Source organism: Nonomuraea rhodomycinica (assembly GCF_013363995.1).
GTDB classification, from domain to species: domain Bacteria; phylum Actinomycetota; class Actinomycetes; order Streptosporangiales; family Streptosporangiaceae; genus Nonomuraea; species Nonomuraea rhodomycinica.
Genome location: NZ_JABWGO010000005.1, coordinates 513,433 through 529,440, shown reverse-complemented (window position 1 = coordinate 529,440; position 16,008 = coordinate 513,433). Strand labels below are relative to the sequence as shown.

Annotated in this window: 15 protein-coding genes and 1 tRNA gene; 10 read left to right on the top strand and 6 right to left on the bottom strand. The window is 74.8% G+C overall.

Translation table 11 applies throughout. The annotated features are described in order from the left end of the window. Positions 1-382: 382 nt before the first annotated feature. The 3 genes from proB (at position 383) to HT134_RS44800 (ending at position 5,502) form a co-directional block, all read left to right on the top strand. Complete coding sequence (gene proB, locus HT134_RS23915) at positions 383-1,501, top strand: glutamate 5-kinase (RefSeq protein WP_312888364.1); 1,119 nt, start codon at positions 383-385, stop codon at positions 1,499-1,501. A gap of 106 nt (positions 1,502-1,607) precedes the next feature. Then, entirely contained in the window at positions 1,608-2,888 is a 1,281-nt protein-coding gene (locus HT134_RS23910; protein WP_175602655.1) for a glutamate-5-semialdehyde dehydrogenase, read from the top strand. Positions 2,889-2,988: 100 nt separating this feature from the next. Further along, entirely contained in the window at positions 2,989-5,502 is a 2,514-nt protein-coding gene (locus HT134_RS44800) for a protein kinase domain-containing protein (protein WP_312888363.1), read from the top strand. On the opposite strand, the gene HT134_RS23900 is transcribed toward HT134_RS44800, so the two are convergent. Further along, positions 5,499-6,530, bottom strand: a complete 1,032-nt coding sequence (locus tag HT134_RS23900; RefSeq protein ID WP_175602654.1) for a M48 family metallopeptidase — start codon at positions 6,528-6,530, stop codon at positions 5,499-5,501. The genes HT134_RS44800 and HT134_RS23900 overlap by 4 nt on opposite strands. 87 nt (positions 6,531-6,617) lie before the next feature. Here HT134_RS23900 and nadD point away from each other — a divergent pair, with 87 nt between their 5' ends. From nadD to HT134_RS23880, 4 genes are all read left to right on the top strand, one after another. Next, entirely contained in the window at positions 6,618-7,232 is a 615-nt protein-coding gene (gene nadD / locus HT134_RS23895; RefSeq protein WP_175602653.1) for a nicotinate-nucleotide adenylyltransferase, read from the top strand. A 125-nt stretch (positions 7,233-7,357) separates the two neighbouring features. Then, positions 7,358-7,753, top strand: coding sequence for a ribosome silencing factor (rsfS, locus tag HT134_RS23890; RefSeq protein ID WP_175602652.1), 396 nt, complete (start codon positions 7,358-7,360; stop codon positions 7,751-7,753). Next, entirely contained in the window at positions 7,750-8,379 is a 630-nt protein-coding gene (locus tag HT134_RS23885; RefSeq protein WP_175602651.1) for a histidine phosphatase family protein, read from the top strand. The genes rsfS and HT134_RS23885 overlap by 4 nt, the downstream gene beginning before the upstream one ends. A gap of 140 nt (positions 8,380-8,519) precedes the next feature. After that, a tRNA-Ala gene (locus HT134_RS23880) sits at positions 8,520-8,592 on the top strand. Between the two features lie 60 nt (positions 8,593-8,652). On the opposite strand, the gene HT134_RS23875 is transcribed toward HT134_RS23880, so the two are convergent. The 4 genes from HT134_RS23875 to HT134_RS23860 all read right to left on the bottom strand — a co-directional run bounded on the left by HT134_RS23875 (position 8,653) and on the right by HT134_RS23860 (position 11,989). Further along, positions 8,653-9,321, bottom strand: a complete 669-nt coding sequence (locus tag HT134_RS23875; RefSeq protein WP_175602650.1) for an AIM24 family protein — start codon at positions 9,319-9,321, stop codon at positions 8,653-8,655. A gap of 101 nt (positions 9,322-9,422) precedes the next feature. Then, on the bottom strand, positions 9,423-10,451 hold the full coding sequence (locus HT134_RS23870; protein WP_175602649.1) for a YbgA family protein: 1,029 nt from the start codon (positions 10,449-10,451) through the stop codon (positions 9,423-9,425). After that, positions 10,448-10,924 carry an RNA polymerase sigma factor gene (locus HT134_RS23865; protein ID WP_175602648.1) on the bottom strand — a complete coding sequence of 159 codons (477 nt, stop codon included), beginning with the start codon at positions 10,922-10,924 and terminating at the stop codon, positions 10,448-10,450. Before HT134_RS23865 ends, HT134_RS23870 begins: the two co-directional genes overlap by 4 nt. Before the next feature lie 81 nt (positions 10,925-11,005). Next, positions 11,006-11,989, bottom strand: a complete 984-nt coding sequence (locus tag HT134_RS23860; protein WP_175602647.1) for a MerR family transcriptional regulator — start codon at positions 11,987-11,989, stop codon at positions 11,006-11,008. 97 nt (positions 11,990-12,086) lie between these two features. Here HT134_RS23860 and HT134_RS23855 point away from each other — a divergent pair, with 97 nt between their 5' ends. Both HT134_RS23855 and HT134_RS23850 read left to right on the top strand, forming a co-directional pair. Continuing rightward, positions 12,087-13,355, top strand: a complete 1,269-nt coding sequence (locus HT134_RS23855) for a cryptochrome/photolyase family protein (protein ID WP_175602646.1) — start codon at positions 12,087-12,089, stop codon at positions 13,353-13,355. Positions 13,356-13,471: 116 nt separating this feature from the next. Beyond that, positions 13,472-14,449 (top strand): GNAT family N-acetyltransferase, encoded by a 978-nt coding sequence (locus HT134_RS23850; protein WP_175602645.1) that lies wholly within the window; start codon positions 13,472-13,474, stop codon positions 14,447-14,449. Here the strand turns inward: HT134_RS23850 and HT134_RS23845 are convergent. After that, the gene (locus tag HT134_RS23845; RefSeq protein ID WP_175602644.1) at positions 14,395-15,495 is read right to left on the bottom strand and encodes a helix-turn-helix transcriptional regulator; all 1,101 of its coding nucleotides are present in this window, start codon (positions 15,493-15,495) and stop codon (positions 14,395-14,397) included. The genes HT134_RS23850 and HT134_RS23845 overlap by 55 nt on opposite strands. A 44-nt stretch (positions 15,496-15,539) precedes the next feature. On the opposite strand from HT134_RS23845, the gene HT134_RS23840 reads away from it, so the two are divergent. Continuing rightward, the gene (locus HT134_RS23840) at positions 15,540-15,992 is read left to right on the top strand and encodes a hypothetical protein (protein WP_175602643.1); all 453 of its coding nucleotides are present in this window, start codon (positions 15,540-15,542) and stop codon (positions 15,990-15,992) included. Positions 15,993-16,008: the final 16 nt, after the last annotated feature.

The following is a 16,008-nucleotide window of genomic DNA, read 5'->3' as shown; positions in this document are numbered from 1 at the left end:
CGGGCGCCCCTCGTGGTGGACCTCCTCGCGACGGACCTCTTCGCGGCAGGACCCCTTGTGGCGGACCTCCTGGTGACGGCCCCCTGGGGGCGGGCCCCCTGACCGGCGCCCCCATGACGGGCGCGGGAGCGTTGCCCGCCACCGGTGACGGGCTCGGCGTAGTGCGCCGGGCGGGCGGAAGAGCGGGTTCGCGCAGTGGGCCGGGCGTGGGAGACGGGATTCGCGCGGCGGGCCGCCGGTTCGGCGCTGTGTCGGGCCGGCCACGACATCCCCGGCGGGGCGGCCACGGCATCCCCGACGAGGCGGCCACGACGTTGCCGGTGAGGCAGCGGTGCGGGAGACGGGTGAATGCTCATGCCCGGCCTCGGATAGGCTTCCAGGTGTGCGCGAACGGATCAGCTCAGCGTCGAAGGTCGTCGTCAAGGTCGGCTCCTCCTCGCTGACCACCCCTCAGGGAACGATCGACGTGGACCGGGTCGACGCGCTGGTCGACGTCCTCGCCGCGCGCCGCCGTACCGGCACCCAGATCGTGCTGGTCTCCTCGGGAGCGATCGCCGCGGGCCTCGGCCCGCTCGGGCTGTCGGCGCGCCCGCGCGACCTCGCCACGCAGCAGGCCGCCGCCTCGGTCGGGCAGGGCGTGCTCGTCGCGCGCTACACCTCCTCCTTCGCCCGGTACGGCCTGCGCGTCGGCCAGGTGCTGCTGACCGCCGACGACATGATGCGCCGCGCCCACCACGCCAACGCCCAGCGCACCCTCAACCGGCTGCTGGAGCTCGGCATCATGCCGATCGTCAACGAGAACGACACCGTCGCCACCGACGAGATCCGCTTCGGCGACAACGACCGGCTGGCGGCGCTGGTCGCCCACCTGGTCCACGCTGACGCGCTGGTGCTGCTGTCCGACGTGGACGCCCTCTACGACGGCCCGCCGAGCCGCAGCGGGTCGCGGCGGCTGAGCGAGATCCGCGGCCCCGAGGACCTCGTGGGCGTCGAGCTGGGCAGGAACGGCGCGGCCGTCGGCACCGGCGGCATGGTGACCAAGGTCCAGGCGGCGCGCATCGCCACCGGCGCGGGCGTCCCGGTCGTGCTGACCGCCGCCGCGCACGCCGCGCAGGCGCTGGCCGGCGCCGACGTCGGCACCTACTTCCACCCGGGCGGCCGGCATCCCGGCACCCGGCTGCTCTGGCTGGCGCACGCCACGACCGGCCGGGGGCGGCTGCACCTCGACGACGGCGCGGTCGAGGCCGTCGTGACGCGCCGCAAGTCGCTGCTGCCGGCCGGGGTCACCTCCGTGGAGGGCGAGTTCGCCGCCGGCGACCCCGTCGACCTGTGCGCGCCCCGGGGCGCGGTGGTGGCGCGCGGGCTGGTCAACTTCGACGCGGGTGAGATCCCCGGCCTGCTGGGCCGCTCCACGCGGGAGCTGGCCAGCGAGCTGGGTCCGGAATATGAACGCGAGCTGATCCATCGCGACGACATCGTCATACTGGAGTCTCACGGCTGACCTGCCGCCGCCCGGCCGCGTCCGCGATCGGGAAGGCGGGTTCGCGGGGAGCGGCGACGCCCCCTGAGGCCGGCTGACGATCTGGCACGACAACGAGGAGCGTGTGATGTCCGAGGAGTTCCTGAAGGTCGCCCGCGCGGCACGAGAGGCCGCCGCTGAGCTGGCCCCGCTGCCGCGGGCGCCGAAGGACCGGGCGTTGCGCGCCGTCGCCGACGCCCTGGAGGCCCACGCCGCCGAGATCGTCGAGGCCAACGCAGAGGACGTCGAGCGGGCCCGCGAGCAGGGCACGTCCGAGGCGATGATCGACCGGCTGCGGCTCGACGAGGGCCGGATCCGGTCGGTGGCCGACGCGGTGCGGCAGGTGGCCGACCTGCCCGACCCGGTCGGCGAGGTCGTGCGCGGCTCCACCCTGCCCAACGGGCTGGAGCTGCGGCAGCTGCGGGTGCCGCTCGGCGTCATCGGCATCATCTACGAGGGCCGCCCCAACGTGACCGTCGACGCGGCGGCGCTCTGCCTCAAGAGCGGCAACGCGGTGCTGCTGCGCGGCTCGTCCAGCGCCTACTCCTCCAACACCGCGCTCGTGCGGGTCATGCAGGAGGCGCTGGCGGCGACCGAGGTGCCGGCGGGGGCCGTTCAGCTCGTGCCGGGCCTCACGCGCGAGTCGGTCAAGGAGCTGATGCGGGCGCGCGGGCTGGTCGACGTGCTCATCCCGCGCGGCGGCGCGTCGCTGATCAACTCGGTGGTCGAGGAGTCCACGGTGCCGGTCATCGAGACCGGGGTGGGCAACTGCCACGTGTACGTCGACGCCGAGGCCGACCCGCGCCTGGCGCTGGAGATCCTGGTCAACGCCAAGGCCCAGCGGCCGTCGGTGTGCAACGCGGCCGAGACGTTCCTGGTGCACGCCGACATCGCCGAGACGTTCGTGCCCATGGCGCTGCGGGCGCTGGAGGAGGCCGGTGTGACCGTTCACGGCGACGACCGCATCGCCCGCTTCGGCGAGGTGGTGCCCGCCACCGAGGACGACTTCCGCGCCGAGTACCTCTCGCTGGACATCGCCGCGGCGGTCGTCGACTCGCTGGAGGACGCGGTGGCCCACATCCGCGCGTACGGATCGGGGCACACCGACGCGATCGTCACCCGCTCGCAGGGGGCGGCGCGCCGGTTCGTGTCGCTGGTCGACTCGGCGGCCGTGGCGGTCAACGCCTCCACCCGGTTCACCGACGGCGGCGAGTTCGGGTTCGGCGCGGAGATCGGCATCTCGACGCAGAAGCTGCACGCGCGCGGCCCGATGGGCCTTCCGGAGCTGACCTCCACCAAGTGGGTCTACACCGGCGAGGGACAGCTGCGCACCTCCGAGGGCACGGTCATCGCCGGGGCGGGCTGCTGACGCGACACGGCGAGCGAAAGTCTCGGCGCGCCTCGGACAACACCGGCCCTTCCGGCGCTAAGGTTGTGCCCCTTATGGGCGTGCCGGGCAGGGAGGGACGGTGAGCAAGCTCGGCAAGGTCGGGCCGTATACCTTGCTCGAGCGGCTCGGCCGGGGTGGCATGGGCGAGGTCTACCTCGCCGGCTCCCGGCGCGGCGAAAGAGTCGCACTGAAGGTTCTGCACGAGCTCGCTCAGGATGATTCGTCCAGGATTCGGCTGGAACGCGAAGTTCGTGCGCTCCGCCGGGTGGAGAGCCCGTACGTGGCCAAGGTGCTCGACGCCGACCTCGACTGCGCCCGGCCGTACCTCGTCATGGAGAACATCGAGGGCGTCACGCTCCTCGACCGCGTCCGCCAGGACGGCCCGCTCGACATGGCGAACCTCGTGGACATGGCGCAGGGCATCGCGGCCGCCCTGGCGATCATCCACGCCGCCGGGGTGGTCCACCGCGACCTGAAGCCGGCCAACATCATCATGGGCGCCGAGGGCCCGGTCCTCATCGACTTCGGCATCGCGCAGGTGCACGACGCCACCCGGCTCACCCTGACCGGCACGTTCCTCGGCACCCCCGGGTACACCGCGCCGGAGGTCTTCGCCGACGAGCCGGTCGAGTCGCCGGCCGACATCCACGCCTGGGCGGCGACGGTGGCGTTCGCGGCGACGGGCCGCCCGGCCTTCGGGCGCGGCACGCCCGAGGCGCAGATGTACGCGGTGCTGAACGGCCAGGCCGACCTCAAGGGCGTGCCCGTGGCGCTGCTGCCGCTGGTACGCGCGGCGCTCAACCGGGAGCCCGCCAAGCGGCCCACGGCGGCGCTGCTGGCCGACCGGCTGTCGCGGCTGGCCCGGGTGACCGGCCGGGCCCGCTCCGCCAAGGCGTCGAAGGGCCTGCTCGCGGCCCCCGTGGCCGAGGACACGCGGGCTCCGGCGGCGGACGACGCGCACGACGGCCGTTCCGCGCCGAGGGGCCGGGCGGGCAGTGACACCGGTCCCCGCGGTCGCTCCGCGGGTGACCTGGACCCGCGCACCGGCGACTCCGACCCACGCCCGCGTCCGCGTCCAGGAGAGTCCGGGCCTCGCCCGCGCCCAGGAGACTCCGGCCCGCGGCTGCGCGCAGGAGAGGCCGGTCCGCGCCTCCGCGCAGGGGACTCCAACCCGCGCCTGCGCCCGGGGGACTCCGATCCGCGTCTGCGCCCCGGAGATTCCAACCCGCGCCTGCGCGCGGGGGACTCCGGTCCGCGTGCGCGCGCCGGCGACTCCGACGCGCGGGCGCGCACCGGTGGCGAGCCGGGGTCGCGTACGCGGTCCAGCGGCGACTCGGGGCCGCGTACGGGTGACTCCGGGCCGCGTCCGCGCGGCGGCGAGCCGGCGGGCCGGGCGGGAGGCGACGCGGCGGCCCGTGGGCGCGCCGCGGCCGACGCGGGCGCCCGCGCCCGTTCCGCACAGGACGGCGACGTCCCGCCGCCCCGGGGCCGGGCGGCGGCCGACGGCCCCCGCACCCGGACGGGCGCCACCGGGGACCTCACGCCGCGCCCCAGGACCGGCTCCACCGGAGACGTCGCCCCGAGATCGAGGACAGGCACCGGCGACACCGCGTCACGCCCGCGCTCCGGCGCCACCGGCGACACGCCGCGTCCCCGGACGGGCGCCACCGGAGACGTCCCGCCGCGCCCCCGGACGGGCGGCGGCGGGGAGGCCACGCCGCGGCCCCGGCCGGCGGGCGCCGCGAACGCCCGGCCGAGACCGGCCGCCGAGGTCGCCCGCGCCCGTACGGCCGCCGAGGCCGCGCGGGCGCGCACGACCGGCGACGTCACCCCGCGCCCCCGCGCGACCGGCGAGGCCGTCGCCCGTGGACGCGCCGTCGCCGACGGGAGCGCCCGGGCCCGCACCGCGGCGGAGGGGAAGGTGCCCGCGCCGCGCGGCCGGGCCGAGGCCAAGGCCCGCGGCCGGACCGCCGAGGGCGGCAAGCCGGTGACCGCGCGGGCCCGCGCCAAGGCGGCGGCCGCCCAGGCGCGCGGTGGCCGCGCCGCCCGGTTCCGGTCGGAGCCGGGCACCACCTCGCTGCCCGCGGGCAACGCCGCCCTGCTGCTGCTGGCGGTGCTGGCTGTGCCGTGCGTGGTGGCGTCGGTGATGTGGCCGATCGCCTCGATCGGCGTCACGGCGGTGTTCGTGGTGCTGACGCGGGCCATCTGGATGAGCCACTGGATGGTCCGCAACCGCGCGTCGCGGCGCTGGCGGGTGGCGCTGCGGGTGCTGTTGTTCCCGTTCGCGGCGACCGGCTCGGCGGTGACGGCGGCGGTGTGGCCCGGCGTGCCCGTCGTGGTGGCGGCGGGCGGGGCGCTCTGGCTCACCGGCGGCGGCCAGATCGGCTCCGACTGGTGGCAGCAGCCCGCGCCGGTGACCGCCGCCGGCGTGGTGTTCGGGATGTTGTGCGGCGGCATCACCGGCCGCGAGATCGAGCGGATCGGCGCCCGGCTGCCGGAGCTGCGCCGCGAGGGGCTGCGCGCACTGGCCGTGCTGGGCGGGTTCGTCGCCCTGTGCGCGGCAGCCGTGCGCGCGATCTCCCTGCTGCTCTAGCCCTGGCCGCCGTCGCGGCGGGAGAAGCGGTTGAAGATGCGCTCGCCGGCGTTGACGGCGCCCTCGGCCACGTCGCGCAGCACGCCGATGAACGGGTCCTGCGACTGCGACCAGGAGGCGCGGTAGGACTCGGCCGCCGCCTTGACCTCGTCGGTGACGCGGGCGTTGGCGTCGTCCTCGCGGCGGGGGTAGTCGCCGCCGACGATCCGGTCGTACTCGCCGCTGCGCTGCCACTTGTCCAGCTCGGCCACGCGCACCACGGCGAACGGGTGGGTGGTGCCGAGCAGGTTGAGAACCTTGAGGAAGCCATCGCGCAGGTCGCCCGCGGTGTCGTACTCGTGGAACTGCTCGAGGAAGGCCTCGATGTTCATCTCGTGGGTGTAGGCGCCACCGGCCAGCTTCATCAGGGCGCGCTTGGCGGCCTCCGGGTCCTGCCCGACGAGCAGGCCGCCGCGGTCGCAGGACAGCTCCGACTTGCGGTACCACTCCTCCAGGCCCGCCACGATGGCGCGCAGCCCGATGTAGCCGAGCGGGATCCACGCGACCCGGGTGGCCAGGCGGGTGAGGATGTCGAGCATGGTGCGGTAGACCGCGTGCCCCGACAGGATGTGGGCGGTCTCGTGGCCGACGACGAAGCGTTGCTCCTCCTCGTTCATGAGGTTGAGCAGACCGGTGGTCACGACGATGAACGGGTCGTCGAAGCCGATGGCCTTGGCCTGGACCTGCGGGTCCTGCTGGACGTAGATCTCGGGGATCCGGTGCAGGTCGAGGGTGTAGGCGGCGTCGCGCCCCATGTCGTACAGGGAGCGGAACTGGGTCTCGCTCACCCGTACGGACGAGGCGAGGTACATCAGGCGCAACCGGCGCTCGCTGATGAGACCGGACATCTGCTTGAGGACCGTGTCGAACCCACTGAGCTTACGCAGAGCGACCAGGGCGGACCGGTCTGCGGGGTGTTCGTAGGCACGGGACGAGATGCCGGGCAGTTGGACGCGGTTGCGGTCCGGGGTGGTCGTCATGCCCGGCATGCTACGTCGGCATCGGGGGCCGCGCGCGTGTCCGGGCGAGGGGGGTCCCCTCATCTTCGGGTAGGGGTCCCGCGTAAGGTCCGACTCATGATGAATGCGCCTGGTATCCAGGGGAAGCGACGCGTGGGTGTGATGGGTGGGACGTTCGACCCCATCCACCACGGTCACCTGGTCGCCGCCAGCGAGGTGGCGCACCACTTCGAGCTCGACGAGGTCGTGTTCGTGCCGACGGGCCGGCCGTACCAGAAGTCGGAGCGCGAGGTGTCGGCGCCGGAGGACCGCTACCTGATGACGGTGATCGCCACCGCGTCCAACCCGCGGTTCTCGGTCAGCCGGGTCGACGTGGACCGGCCGGGCCCGACGTTCACCATCGACACGCTGCGCGACATCTCCAGCGCGTACGGGCCCGACGCCGAGCTGTTCTTCATCACCGGCGCGGACGCCCTCGGCGCCATCCTCACCTGGCAGGACGCGAGCGAGCTGTTCGGCCTCGCGCACTTCGTCGGCTGCACCAGGCCCGGCCACACGCTGCACGACCCCGGCCTGCCCGAGGGCAAGGTCACGCTGCTGGAGATCCCCGCCCTGGCCATCTCGTCCTCGGAGTGCCGGCAGCGCGTGGCCCATGGCGAGCCGATCTGGTACCTCGTCCCGGACGGCATCGTGCAGTACATCAACAAGCGCAACCTCTACCTCCAGGACTGACACCCCGCCATCGCGTTCACGAGGTGTACGCCCAGGGCTTCCGTGGCGGGAGTGAGGTGTTGCGGCGGAGAAGGGTAGGCTCAACACAGGGCAGTTTTGCCGACACAGGAGGACAGACCCGCATCGTGACCGCATCCGACAGAGCCGTCCAGCTGGTCAGGATCGCCGCCGAGGCAGCGGCGGACAAGCTGGCCGACGACATCCTCGCCTACGACGTGAGCGAGCAGCTCGTCATCACCGACGCCTTCCTGCTCTGCTCCGCCACCAACGACCGCCAGGTCCGCGCCATCGTCGACGAGATCGAGGAGAGGCTGCGCACCGAGGCCGACGCCAAGCCCGTCCGCCGCGAAGGCGAGCGCGAGGGGCGCTGGGTCCTGCTCGACTTCCTCGACATCGTCGTGCACGTCCAGCACGAGGAGGACCGCACCTTCTACGCCCTGGAGCGGCTGTGGAAGGACTGCCCGGCGATCACGCTGCCGGAGAGCGTGATGCAGGCCAACATGCAGCGGGCCAGGAGTTGAGCAAGCGGATCGTCTGCCTCCGGCATGGGCAGACGCTGTGGAACGTCGAGCACCGCTTTCAGGGACACTCCGACATCCCCCTGGACGAGACCGGTCAGGCGCAGGCCGCCCGGGCGGCGTCGCTGCTCGCGTCCCTGCGCCCCAGCATGATCGTCTCTTCCGACCTCCAGCGGGCCAACGACACCGCGCTCGCGCTCGGCCGGCTCGTCGGCCTGGACGTGGCCGTCGACAAGGACTTCCGCGAACGGGGCGGCGGGCAGTGGGAGGGCCTCACCCGCGACGAGATCGCCGCCCGCTGGCCCGAGGAGTACGTGGCCTGGGAGGCCCCGGACGGTGAGCCCGTCACCGACGTGGCCGCTCGGGTCGCCGCCGCGATGCGCCGCTGGGCCGCCAGGCTCGACGACGACGGCCTGCTGGTGATCGCCTCCCACGGCGCCGCGCTGCGGCTCGGCATCTGCGAGCTGCTCGGGCTGCCCGAGGAGCTGTGGCCGGTGCTGGGCGGCCTGGGCAACTGCTCGTGGTCGGTGCTGCAGGAGGGCCGCAAGGGATGGCGGCTGCTGGAGCACAACGCGGGCACGCTGCCCGAGCCGATCAGCAGCGACGACCGGCCGGACGCCCAGACCTGACCCGCTCGTGAGCCGGTTCCGCGAAGGGCCGCGCGCCGCCGTCCGGGACGGTGCCGGCCCCCGCCGCGATTAGGCGAATCGTACGGATGGCTATATGCTTCCCGAGCGCCGTTGACGAGAGCACTCGTGGACGGTGACCAGGGGCTATGGCGCAGTTGGTAGCGCGCCTCCATGGCATGGAGGAGGTCTGGGGTTCGAATCCCCATAGCTCCACAATCGACGAAGTCCCGCCCGAATGGGCGGGACTTCGTCGTTCTCCGCCTCAAGCCCAGGTCACTGGCCGGGGCGGGGGATGGGATGGCCCTCGCTGGCCTGCACGAGCACGAACCCCTGCCCCTGGAAGGCGAGCTGGACGGCCTCGCCGCTGCCCCGGCCGATCAGCGCGCCCGCCTTGAACGTGCGGTTGATCCCCACGTGCAGCCCGGCGCTCCAGCACACGGCCGACTGGCCGTCGGCGAACGTCGGCGCCCGCGAGGCGTCGAGCATCACCGGGGCGCCGTGCGCGGTGACCGCCACCCAGCCGGTGCCGCCGATCGTCATGTTGAACAGGCCGCCCGCGGCGATGCCCGCGCCCTGGACCCGGTTGATGTCCCAGGTGAGCCCGGCGTCGAGGGCCAGCAGGTTGCGGCCGTTGACGGTCAGGGCCTCGTTCTCCAGGTAGAACAGGTGGATGTCGTCGGCGTTGTCGGCAAGGAACAGCTGACCCTCGCCGGTGACGCGCATGAGCGGCGCGCCCTCCCCGGTCATGACCTTCTTCAGCAGCTTGCCCACGCCGCCCGCGCCCTCGTACGCGAAGTCCATACGGCCCTGGAAGGCGACCATCGACCCCTGGCGCGCCAGCACCTCGGGCGGGAGCTGGACGCGGAGCATCTTGGAGTTCTGCAGGGCGAAGGTGGCGTGTCCCTGCTCGGTCCCGAGATTGCCGAAGAGCGCGCTGCGCATGGGGCCTCTTTCTGCGACATACCGGTCCGGGGATGGCCGGTACCAGGGTGACGAACGGCGCGCCGTCCGGGTTCCCGCCGCGCGGCCCCGCGCGCGGCCGGTCAGGCGGCGACGTGGTGCCGCAGGGCCAGCTCCTCCGGGTACGGCGACAGGAACGTCTGCCGGCGCACGTAGGCCGCCCCCTGGTTCTCCTCGCCCTCGGCGTCGTGCCGGATGAGGGCCGCCGGGACGCTCAGCGGCACCAGGCCGGCCCGGTAGGAGCCGATGACGCCGGCCAGGTGGTCACGCCGGGCCCGGTCGAGGCCGAGCATCCCCAGGCAGTGCTGGAGGGCGTTGACGTTGCGGCCGGGGCGGGCCCGGTGGGCGAGCGCCGCGCGGAACGCGCCCGCGTAGGCGGCGGCCGTCTCCGCGCGCGGCAGGGCGTCGGCGCGGGCCACGACGGTCCCGGCGGCGCGGTAGCCCGCCGGGTCGTGGGCGAGCAGCTGCATCTTGTGCCGGGTGTGGAAGGCCACCAGGTCGCGCGGCCGCCAGTCGCCGGTCAGCAGCGCGCGCAGCCGGGCGTGGGCGAAGATCCGTTCCGTGAACGCCTCGCGGAGCACGGCGTCGTTCAGCCGTCCCTCGTCCTCGACGGGCAGCAGCGGGTGCGCCTCGACGACCGCCGCGGCGAACACGCCCCGCTGCCGCCGGTCGAGCGGCGGACCGTCCGCGCCGGGGTAGAGCGGGATGCCGTGGACGCCGCAGGTGGGACTCCTCGCCTTGAACACGTAGCCGTCCACGTCGAGGGCGGCGGCGCGGGCCTCGGCCAGGGCCGTCATGCGGCCGGTGAGGTCGGCGCGGGTCTTCCTGGTCATCAGGCGCGGGCCGGACGGCGAGCGCTCCAGGCGCAGCGTCTCGCGGGGGGTGCCGAGGCCCAGCTCCATCTCGGGGCAGATCGGCACCCAGTCGACGTACGGGTCGAGCGGTCCGGACAGGAAGCGGTCGCGGCTGTGGCCGCCGTTGAAGCGCACCGGCTCCCCGAGCAGGCAGCTGGAGACGCCGACCCTGGGCCTGACCGGGCCGCCCGTGCCGGGGGCCGGGCCGCCCGTGCCGGGAGTGGGGCCGCCGGTGGTGGTCGTGGCGCCGGTGGTCATGCCGCCTCCAGCAGGGTGGACAGGCGGTGCAGGCCGCGGGCGGTGCGGGCCTTGACGGTGCCGAGCGGCACGCGCAGCCGCTCGGAGATCTCCCGCTGGCTGAGGTCGCCGTAGTAGGCGAGCGCGATGGCCTCGCGCTGGACGTCCGGCAGCTCCGACAGCGCCCTGCGGACCAGGTCGCGCCGCGCGACCCCCTCGCTCTCCTCGCGGCCGTCGTCTCCCACCGGCTCCCCGGCGGCCTCCAGCGACACGGTCGGCCGGCGGGCGCGCAGGTGGTCCACGGCGCGCTTGCGGGCGATGCCCAGCACCCACGCCTCCAGGCTGCGCCCGGGGTCGTAGCGGTGCCTGGACCGCCAGACCTCGATGAACACGACCTGCGTCAGGTCGTCGATCTCTCCTGGCGGGACGAGGCGGCGCAGGTACGACCGGACCAGGGGGCCGTGGGTGCGAAGGCACTCCGCGAATGGTTCCATGCGCTTACCCTTCCTCAGATAACCTCTTCAAAACTTATTCAACGCGACGCAGGCGGTGACGGGCAACCAAGAGCAGGGAGATCAGCGCAGCGCGTCGGCGACCGCGGTGACGGCGTCCCGCAGCGAGGCCACGCGGGTGACCCGGGGCGGGAGGTCCGGCCACCAGCCGGGCCCGCCGACGACGATCCGGGCCGGCGGGCGCAGCGCCGGAAGGCCGGTCAGCGGCGCGGGGTCGCCCGTGGCGGCCTGGTGCGACCAGACGAAGACCACGGCGGGCCCGAGGCGGCGCATCGCGTCGGCCAGCGCGGCGTTCGGGGTGCGGGCGCCGAGCACGCGCGTGTCGACCCGGAGGTCGGTGGCCAGCGCGGCGGCCAGCGCGTGCACGGGCAGGCTGTGCTGCTCCTCCTCCGCGCAGGCCAGCAGCACGGGACGGTCGTTGACCGGGTGGGCGGGGCGGGCGGCGAGCGGGTGCAGGGCGGCCAGCAGCCGCTCGGAGAACAGGTGCTCGACGTCGATCCCGGCGCCGGTCTCCTCCTGTCTGCGGCAGATCGTGTCGAACACCGGGCGCGCCAGGCGGTCCCAGGTGGGCACGACGCCGAGCCGGGCCAGGGCGGCGGCCAGGCCGTCGGTCACCGTCCGGCCGTCCAGCGCCGCCGCGGCCCTGGCCAGCATCGCGGCCGAGGGCACGTTCGCCGTCTCGCCCCCGACCCCGACTCCCTCCCGCGGCGCGGAGAGAGCCGGCGCGGTGCCCGCTCCGGACGAGGGCAGAACCGGAGTGTCGGCTCCCGGCGCGGGGAGCACCGGTGGGACGGGGACGCGCAGCGCCTGGCGGGCGGCGTCGGCCGGAGGGACGCCGGCGTGGACGAGCCGGCTCATCTCCTCCAGCCGGGCCAGGTCGGCCCGGTCGTAGCGGCGGTGGCCCCCGGGGCTGCGGCGGCTCGGGCCGATGCCGTAGCGCAGGTTCCAGGTGCGCAGCGTCGGCGCGGGCACGCCGAGCCGCCGCGACACGGCGCCGATGCCGTACCCGGCCTCCTCGGCGGCGCCCGCCGAACCCGTCTCCTCCATGCAGGTGTCCCCGTCCTCCTCCGACGCCCGCCCATTCTTTCGGACGCCGCCCACCGCGGGTTGCAACCGGCGGCGGCCCGCCGCCGAAGAGCTCCCCATGGACACCGCCATCGTGCTCTTCAACCGGGATCTGCGGACACACGACCATCCGGCGCTGGCCGAGGCGTGCGCGCGGGCGCGTCACGTGGTGCCGCTGTTCGTGCTCGACCCGGCCGTGCCCGCCGGGCGGCGCCTGCCGTTCCTGCTGGAGTGCCTGCGGGACCTGCGGGGAGCGCTGCGCGCCCGCGGCGGCGACCTGGTGGTGCGGCGGGGGGACACGGTGGCCGAGACGGTCCGGCTGGCCCGCGAGACGGGGGCGCGGGCCGTCCACGCCAGTGCGGACGTCAGCGCGCTGGCCCGGGACAGGGAACGGCGGCTGGCGGACGGGCCGTTCGCGTTCCGGACGTTCCCCGGGGTCACCGTGGTCCCGCCCGGCGAGCTGCTGCCGGCCGGGGGCGGCGACCACTACCGCGTGTTCACCCCCTACTGGCGGGCGTGGTCCGCGGCGCGGCGCCGGCCCGCCGCAGAGGTCCCGGCCTCGGTCACGCTCCCGCCCGGCCTCGACCCGGGCGACATCCCGGACGGATCGCCGCACGACGGCCCCCCGGACGGCATGCGGGGCGGGGAGGGCGCGGCCCGGGCCCGGCTGGAGCGGTGGGTCCGTGACGGCCTGGCCGGCTACGCGGACGACCGCGACGACCTGGCAGCCGACCGCACCTCCCGGCTCAGCCCGTACATCCGCTTCGGCTGCCTGTCGCCGCTGGAGCTCGCCGGGCTGCCGGGCGAGGAGTTCGTCAGGCAGCTGTGCTGGCGCGACTTCCACCACCAGGTCACGCTGGCCTTCCCCGAGCTGAACCGCCGCGACTACCGGCCGCGGGGCCGGCGCTGGCGCGACGAGGCCGACGCCGTGGCCGCCTGGCGAGAGGGCCTGACCGGCGTGCCGATCGTGGACGCGGGCATGAGGCAGCTCCGCGCCGAGGGCTGGATGCACAACCGGGCCCGCCTGATCACCGCCGGCTACCTGGTCAAGGAGCTGGGCGCCGACTGGCGGGCCGGCGCCGCGCACTTCTTCGAGCTGCTGCTCGACGGTGAGGTGGCCGACAACTCCGGCAACTGGCAGTGGATCGCCGGCACGGGCAACGACACCCGGCCCAACCGGGGCTTCAACGCCATCCGCCAGGCCACCCGCTTCGACCCCGACGGCGGGTACGTGCGCCGGTACGTGCCCGAGCTGGCGGACGTGCCGGCGCGGTTCGTCCACGAGCCGTGGCGCTCGCCCGTGCCGATCCGCGGGTACCCGAGCCCGCTGCGCCTGCGCGCCGCCTGAGCGCCCCACGACTCCCCGGCGTCCGTAACGGAGCCGTAACGGATCTTGGGGCGCGGGCGGCGGGTCTGGGAGGCTGGCGTCATGATCGCGCCCGCGCGCCCCGGAGGAGGCTCCCGATGACCGTCGTACGGGGCTTCGCGGCCGGCGACGAGGGCGCGCTGGTCGACGTCTGGAACCGCGCCATGCCGGCCGACCCGACCACCCCCGGCTGGTTGCGCGACTGCGTGCTGCTCGACCCGAACTTCGATCCCGAGGGCCTGCGCGTCGCCGTCACGGACGCCGGGGAGGTGGCCGGGTGCGCGTACGCGGTGCGCCGGCTGACCCCGCCGGCTCCCGGCGCCGGGCTGGAGCCCGAGACGGGCTGGATCCCGTTCCTGTTCGTGGCGCCGGAGCACCGGGGCGGCGGGCTCGGCCGGCGGCTCCTCGACGAGGCCCTCGCCTTCCTGGCCGCCCATGGCCGTACCCGGGTGGAGTTCGCCTGCTACACCCCTCACTACGTGCTGCCCGGGGCCGACCCGGAGCGCTACCCCGCGGGCTGCGCGCTGCTGCGGCAGGCGGGGTTCGAGACGTTCTCCCGGCCGGTCGCCATGGACCGCGGCCTGGCCGCGTACGTCACGCCCGACGTCGTGCGCGCGCTCCGCGAGCGCCGCGAGAGCGAGGGCTACCGCTTCCGGCGCCCCCTCGACGGCGAGCTGCCGGAGCTGATCCGGTTCGCGGCGGAAGTGTTCAGCGCCGACTGGGGTGAGGCGATCAGGGGGCATGGCGACCCGGCGCGGCTGCTCGTGGCGGTGCGGGAAGGGCGGGACCGGGAGGGGCGAGAGCGGGAAAGGATCGTCGGGTTCGCCGCGTACGGGGCGTACCGGGGGATCGCCGAGCGGTTCGGGCCGTTCGGCGTCGATCCGGCCGAGCGGGGGACCGGCATCGGCGCGATCCTGCTCCACGGGGCGATGACCATGATGCGCGCCGAGGGGCTGCACTCGTCGTGGTTCCTGTGGACGGGTGAGACGGGGCCCGCCGCCCGCCTGTACGCGAAGGCGGGCTACGAGGTCACGCGCCGCTTCCACGTGATGCGCCGCACCGCCGCACCGGGCTGACGGGCCGGTCGCGACGCGGGCCCGCCGGCGCCGAGGGGCACGTCCCGGCTCGCGCCGAGGGGCGCGTCCCGGCCCGCGTAGAGGGCGGTGAGGGCGCCGGCGGTGGCCGCGAGCGCGTGGCGCAGCTCGGGCGGCTCCAGCACCTCCACGTCCGTGCCCAGCCGCAGGAACTCGCCGGTGGCGTGCTCCACCGACTCGATGGGCACCGTCACCCGCGTCCAGCCCTCCTCGTCCGGCGGGCCGGCCGTGGCCCTGGCCGCCGTCACGACACCGGGCGTCATGAGGTCGGCCAGCCGCTCCAGCCCGCGCGGCGACAGCCGCGCCACGGCCTCGCCGCGCCGCAGCCGGGCCTCGAACTCCACCCGGTACGCCTCCCAGTGGGCCGCCAGGTCGAAGTCCGGCGGCCGGGCGAAGCGCTCCTCGCGCAGCGGGTGCAGCTCCAGGATCTGTGACACCCGGTACGTGCGCACCTGCCCGCCGCAGCGGGCCACGACGTACCACCGCCCGGCCTTGACCACCAGCCCGTACGGCTCCAGCCGCCGCTCCACCTCCTGCGGCGCCTTCCAGCGGCGGTACCTGACCCGCAGCGCGTGCTCCTCCCACACGGCGGCGGCCACGGCCGGCAGATGGGTGACCGGCTCGGCGTCGCGGTACCACGACGGAGCGTCCAGCAGGAACCGCTCCTGGATCCGGCCGGCCCGGTCGCGCAGCTCGACGGGCAGCGCCGCCATCAGCTTGAGCTGCGCGGCCGTCACCACCGCGCCCAGCCCCAGCTCGGCGGCCGGGCCGGGCAGCCCGGCCAGGAACAGCGACTCGGCCTCGTCGGCCGTCAGCCCGGTCAGCCGGGTGCGGTAGCCGTCGAGCAGCCGGTAGCCGCCGCTCGGGCCGGCGTCGCCGTACAGGGGGATGCCGGCGGCGTGCAGCGACTCGACGTCGCGGTAGATGGTGCGCACCGACACCTCCAGCCGCTCGGCCAGCTCGCGCGCGGTGAGCCGGCCACGCGTCTGCAGGAGTAACAGGATGGAGACGAGGCGGGAGGCGCGCACTCACTGACACTACCTGTCAGTGACCCGGCCCTAGGTTCGGCCGCGTGAACAACGACTTCGACTTCCTCGTCGGCACCTGGAACGTCCGCAACCGCCGTCTCGTCAGCAGGCTGACCGGCAGCGACGAGTGGGAGGAGTTCCCGGGCCGGTCCACCTGCGGGCGGTACTTCGGCGGCGCCGCGAACATCGACGAGATCGTCTTCCCCACGAAGGGCTTCTCCGGGCTGACCGTCCGCGTCTTCGACCCCGCCACGGAGCTGTGGTCCCTCCACTGGGCCAGCAGCGCCCGGGGCGTGCTCGACCCGCCCGTGGTGGGCCGCTTCGAGGGGAGCCGGGGCGAGTTCCACGCCGACGAGGAGCACGAGGGCACGCCCGTCCGGTGCCGGTTCGTCTGGCTCGTCCACGGCCCGGACTCCTGCCACTGGGAGCAGGCCCTCTCGGCGGACGGGGGGCAGACCTGGGAGACCAACTGGACGATGGACTTCACCCGGGCCTGACCCTGTCCACCGGACC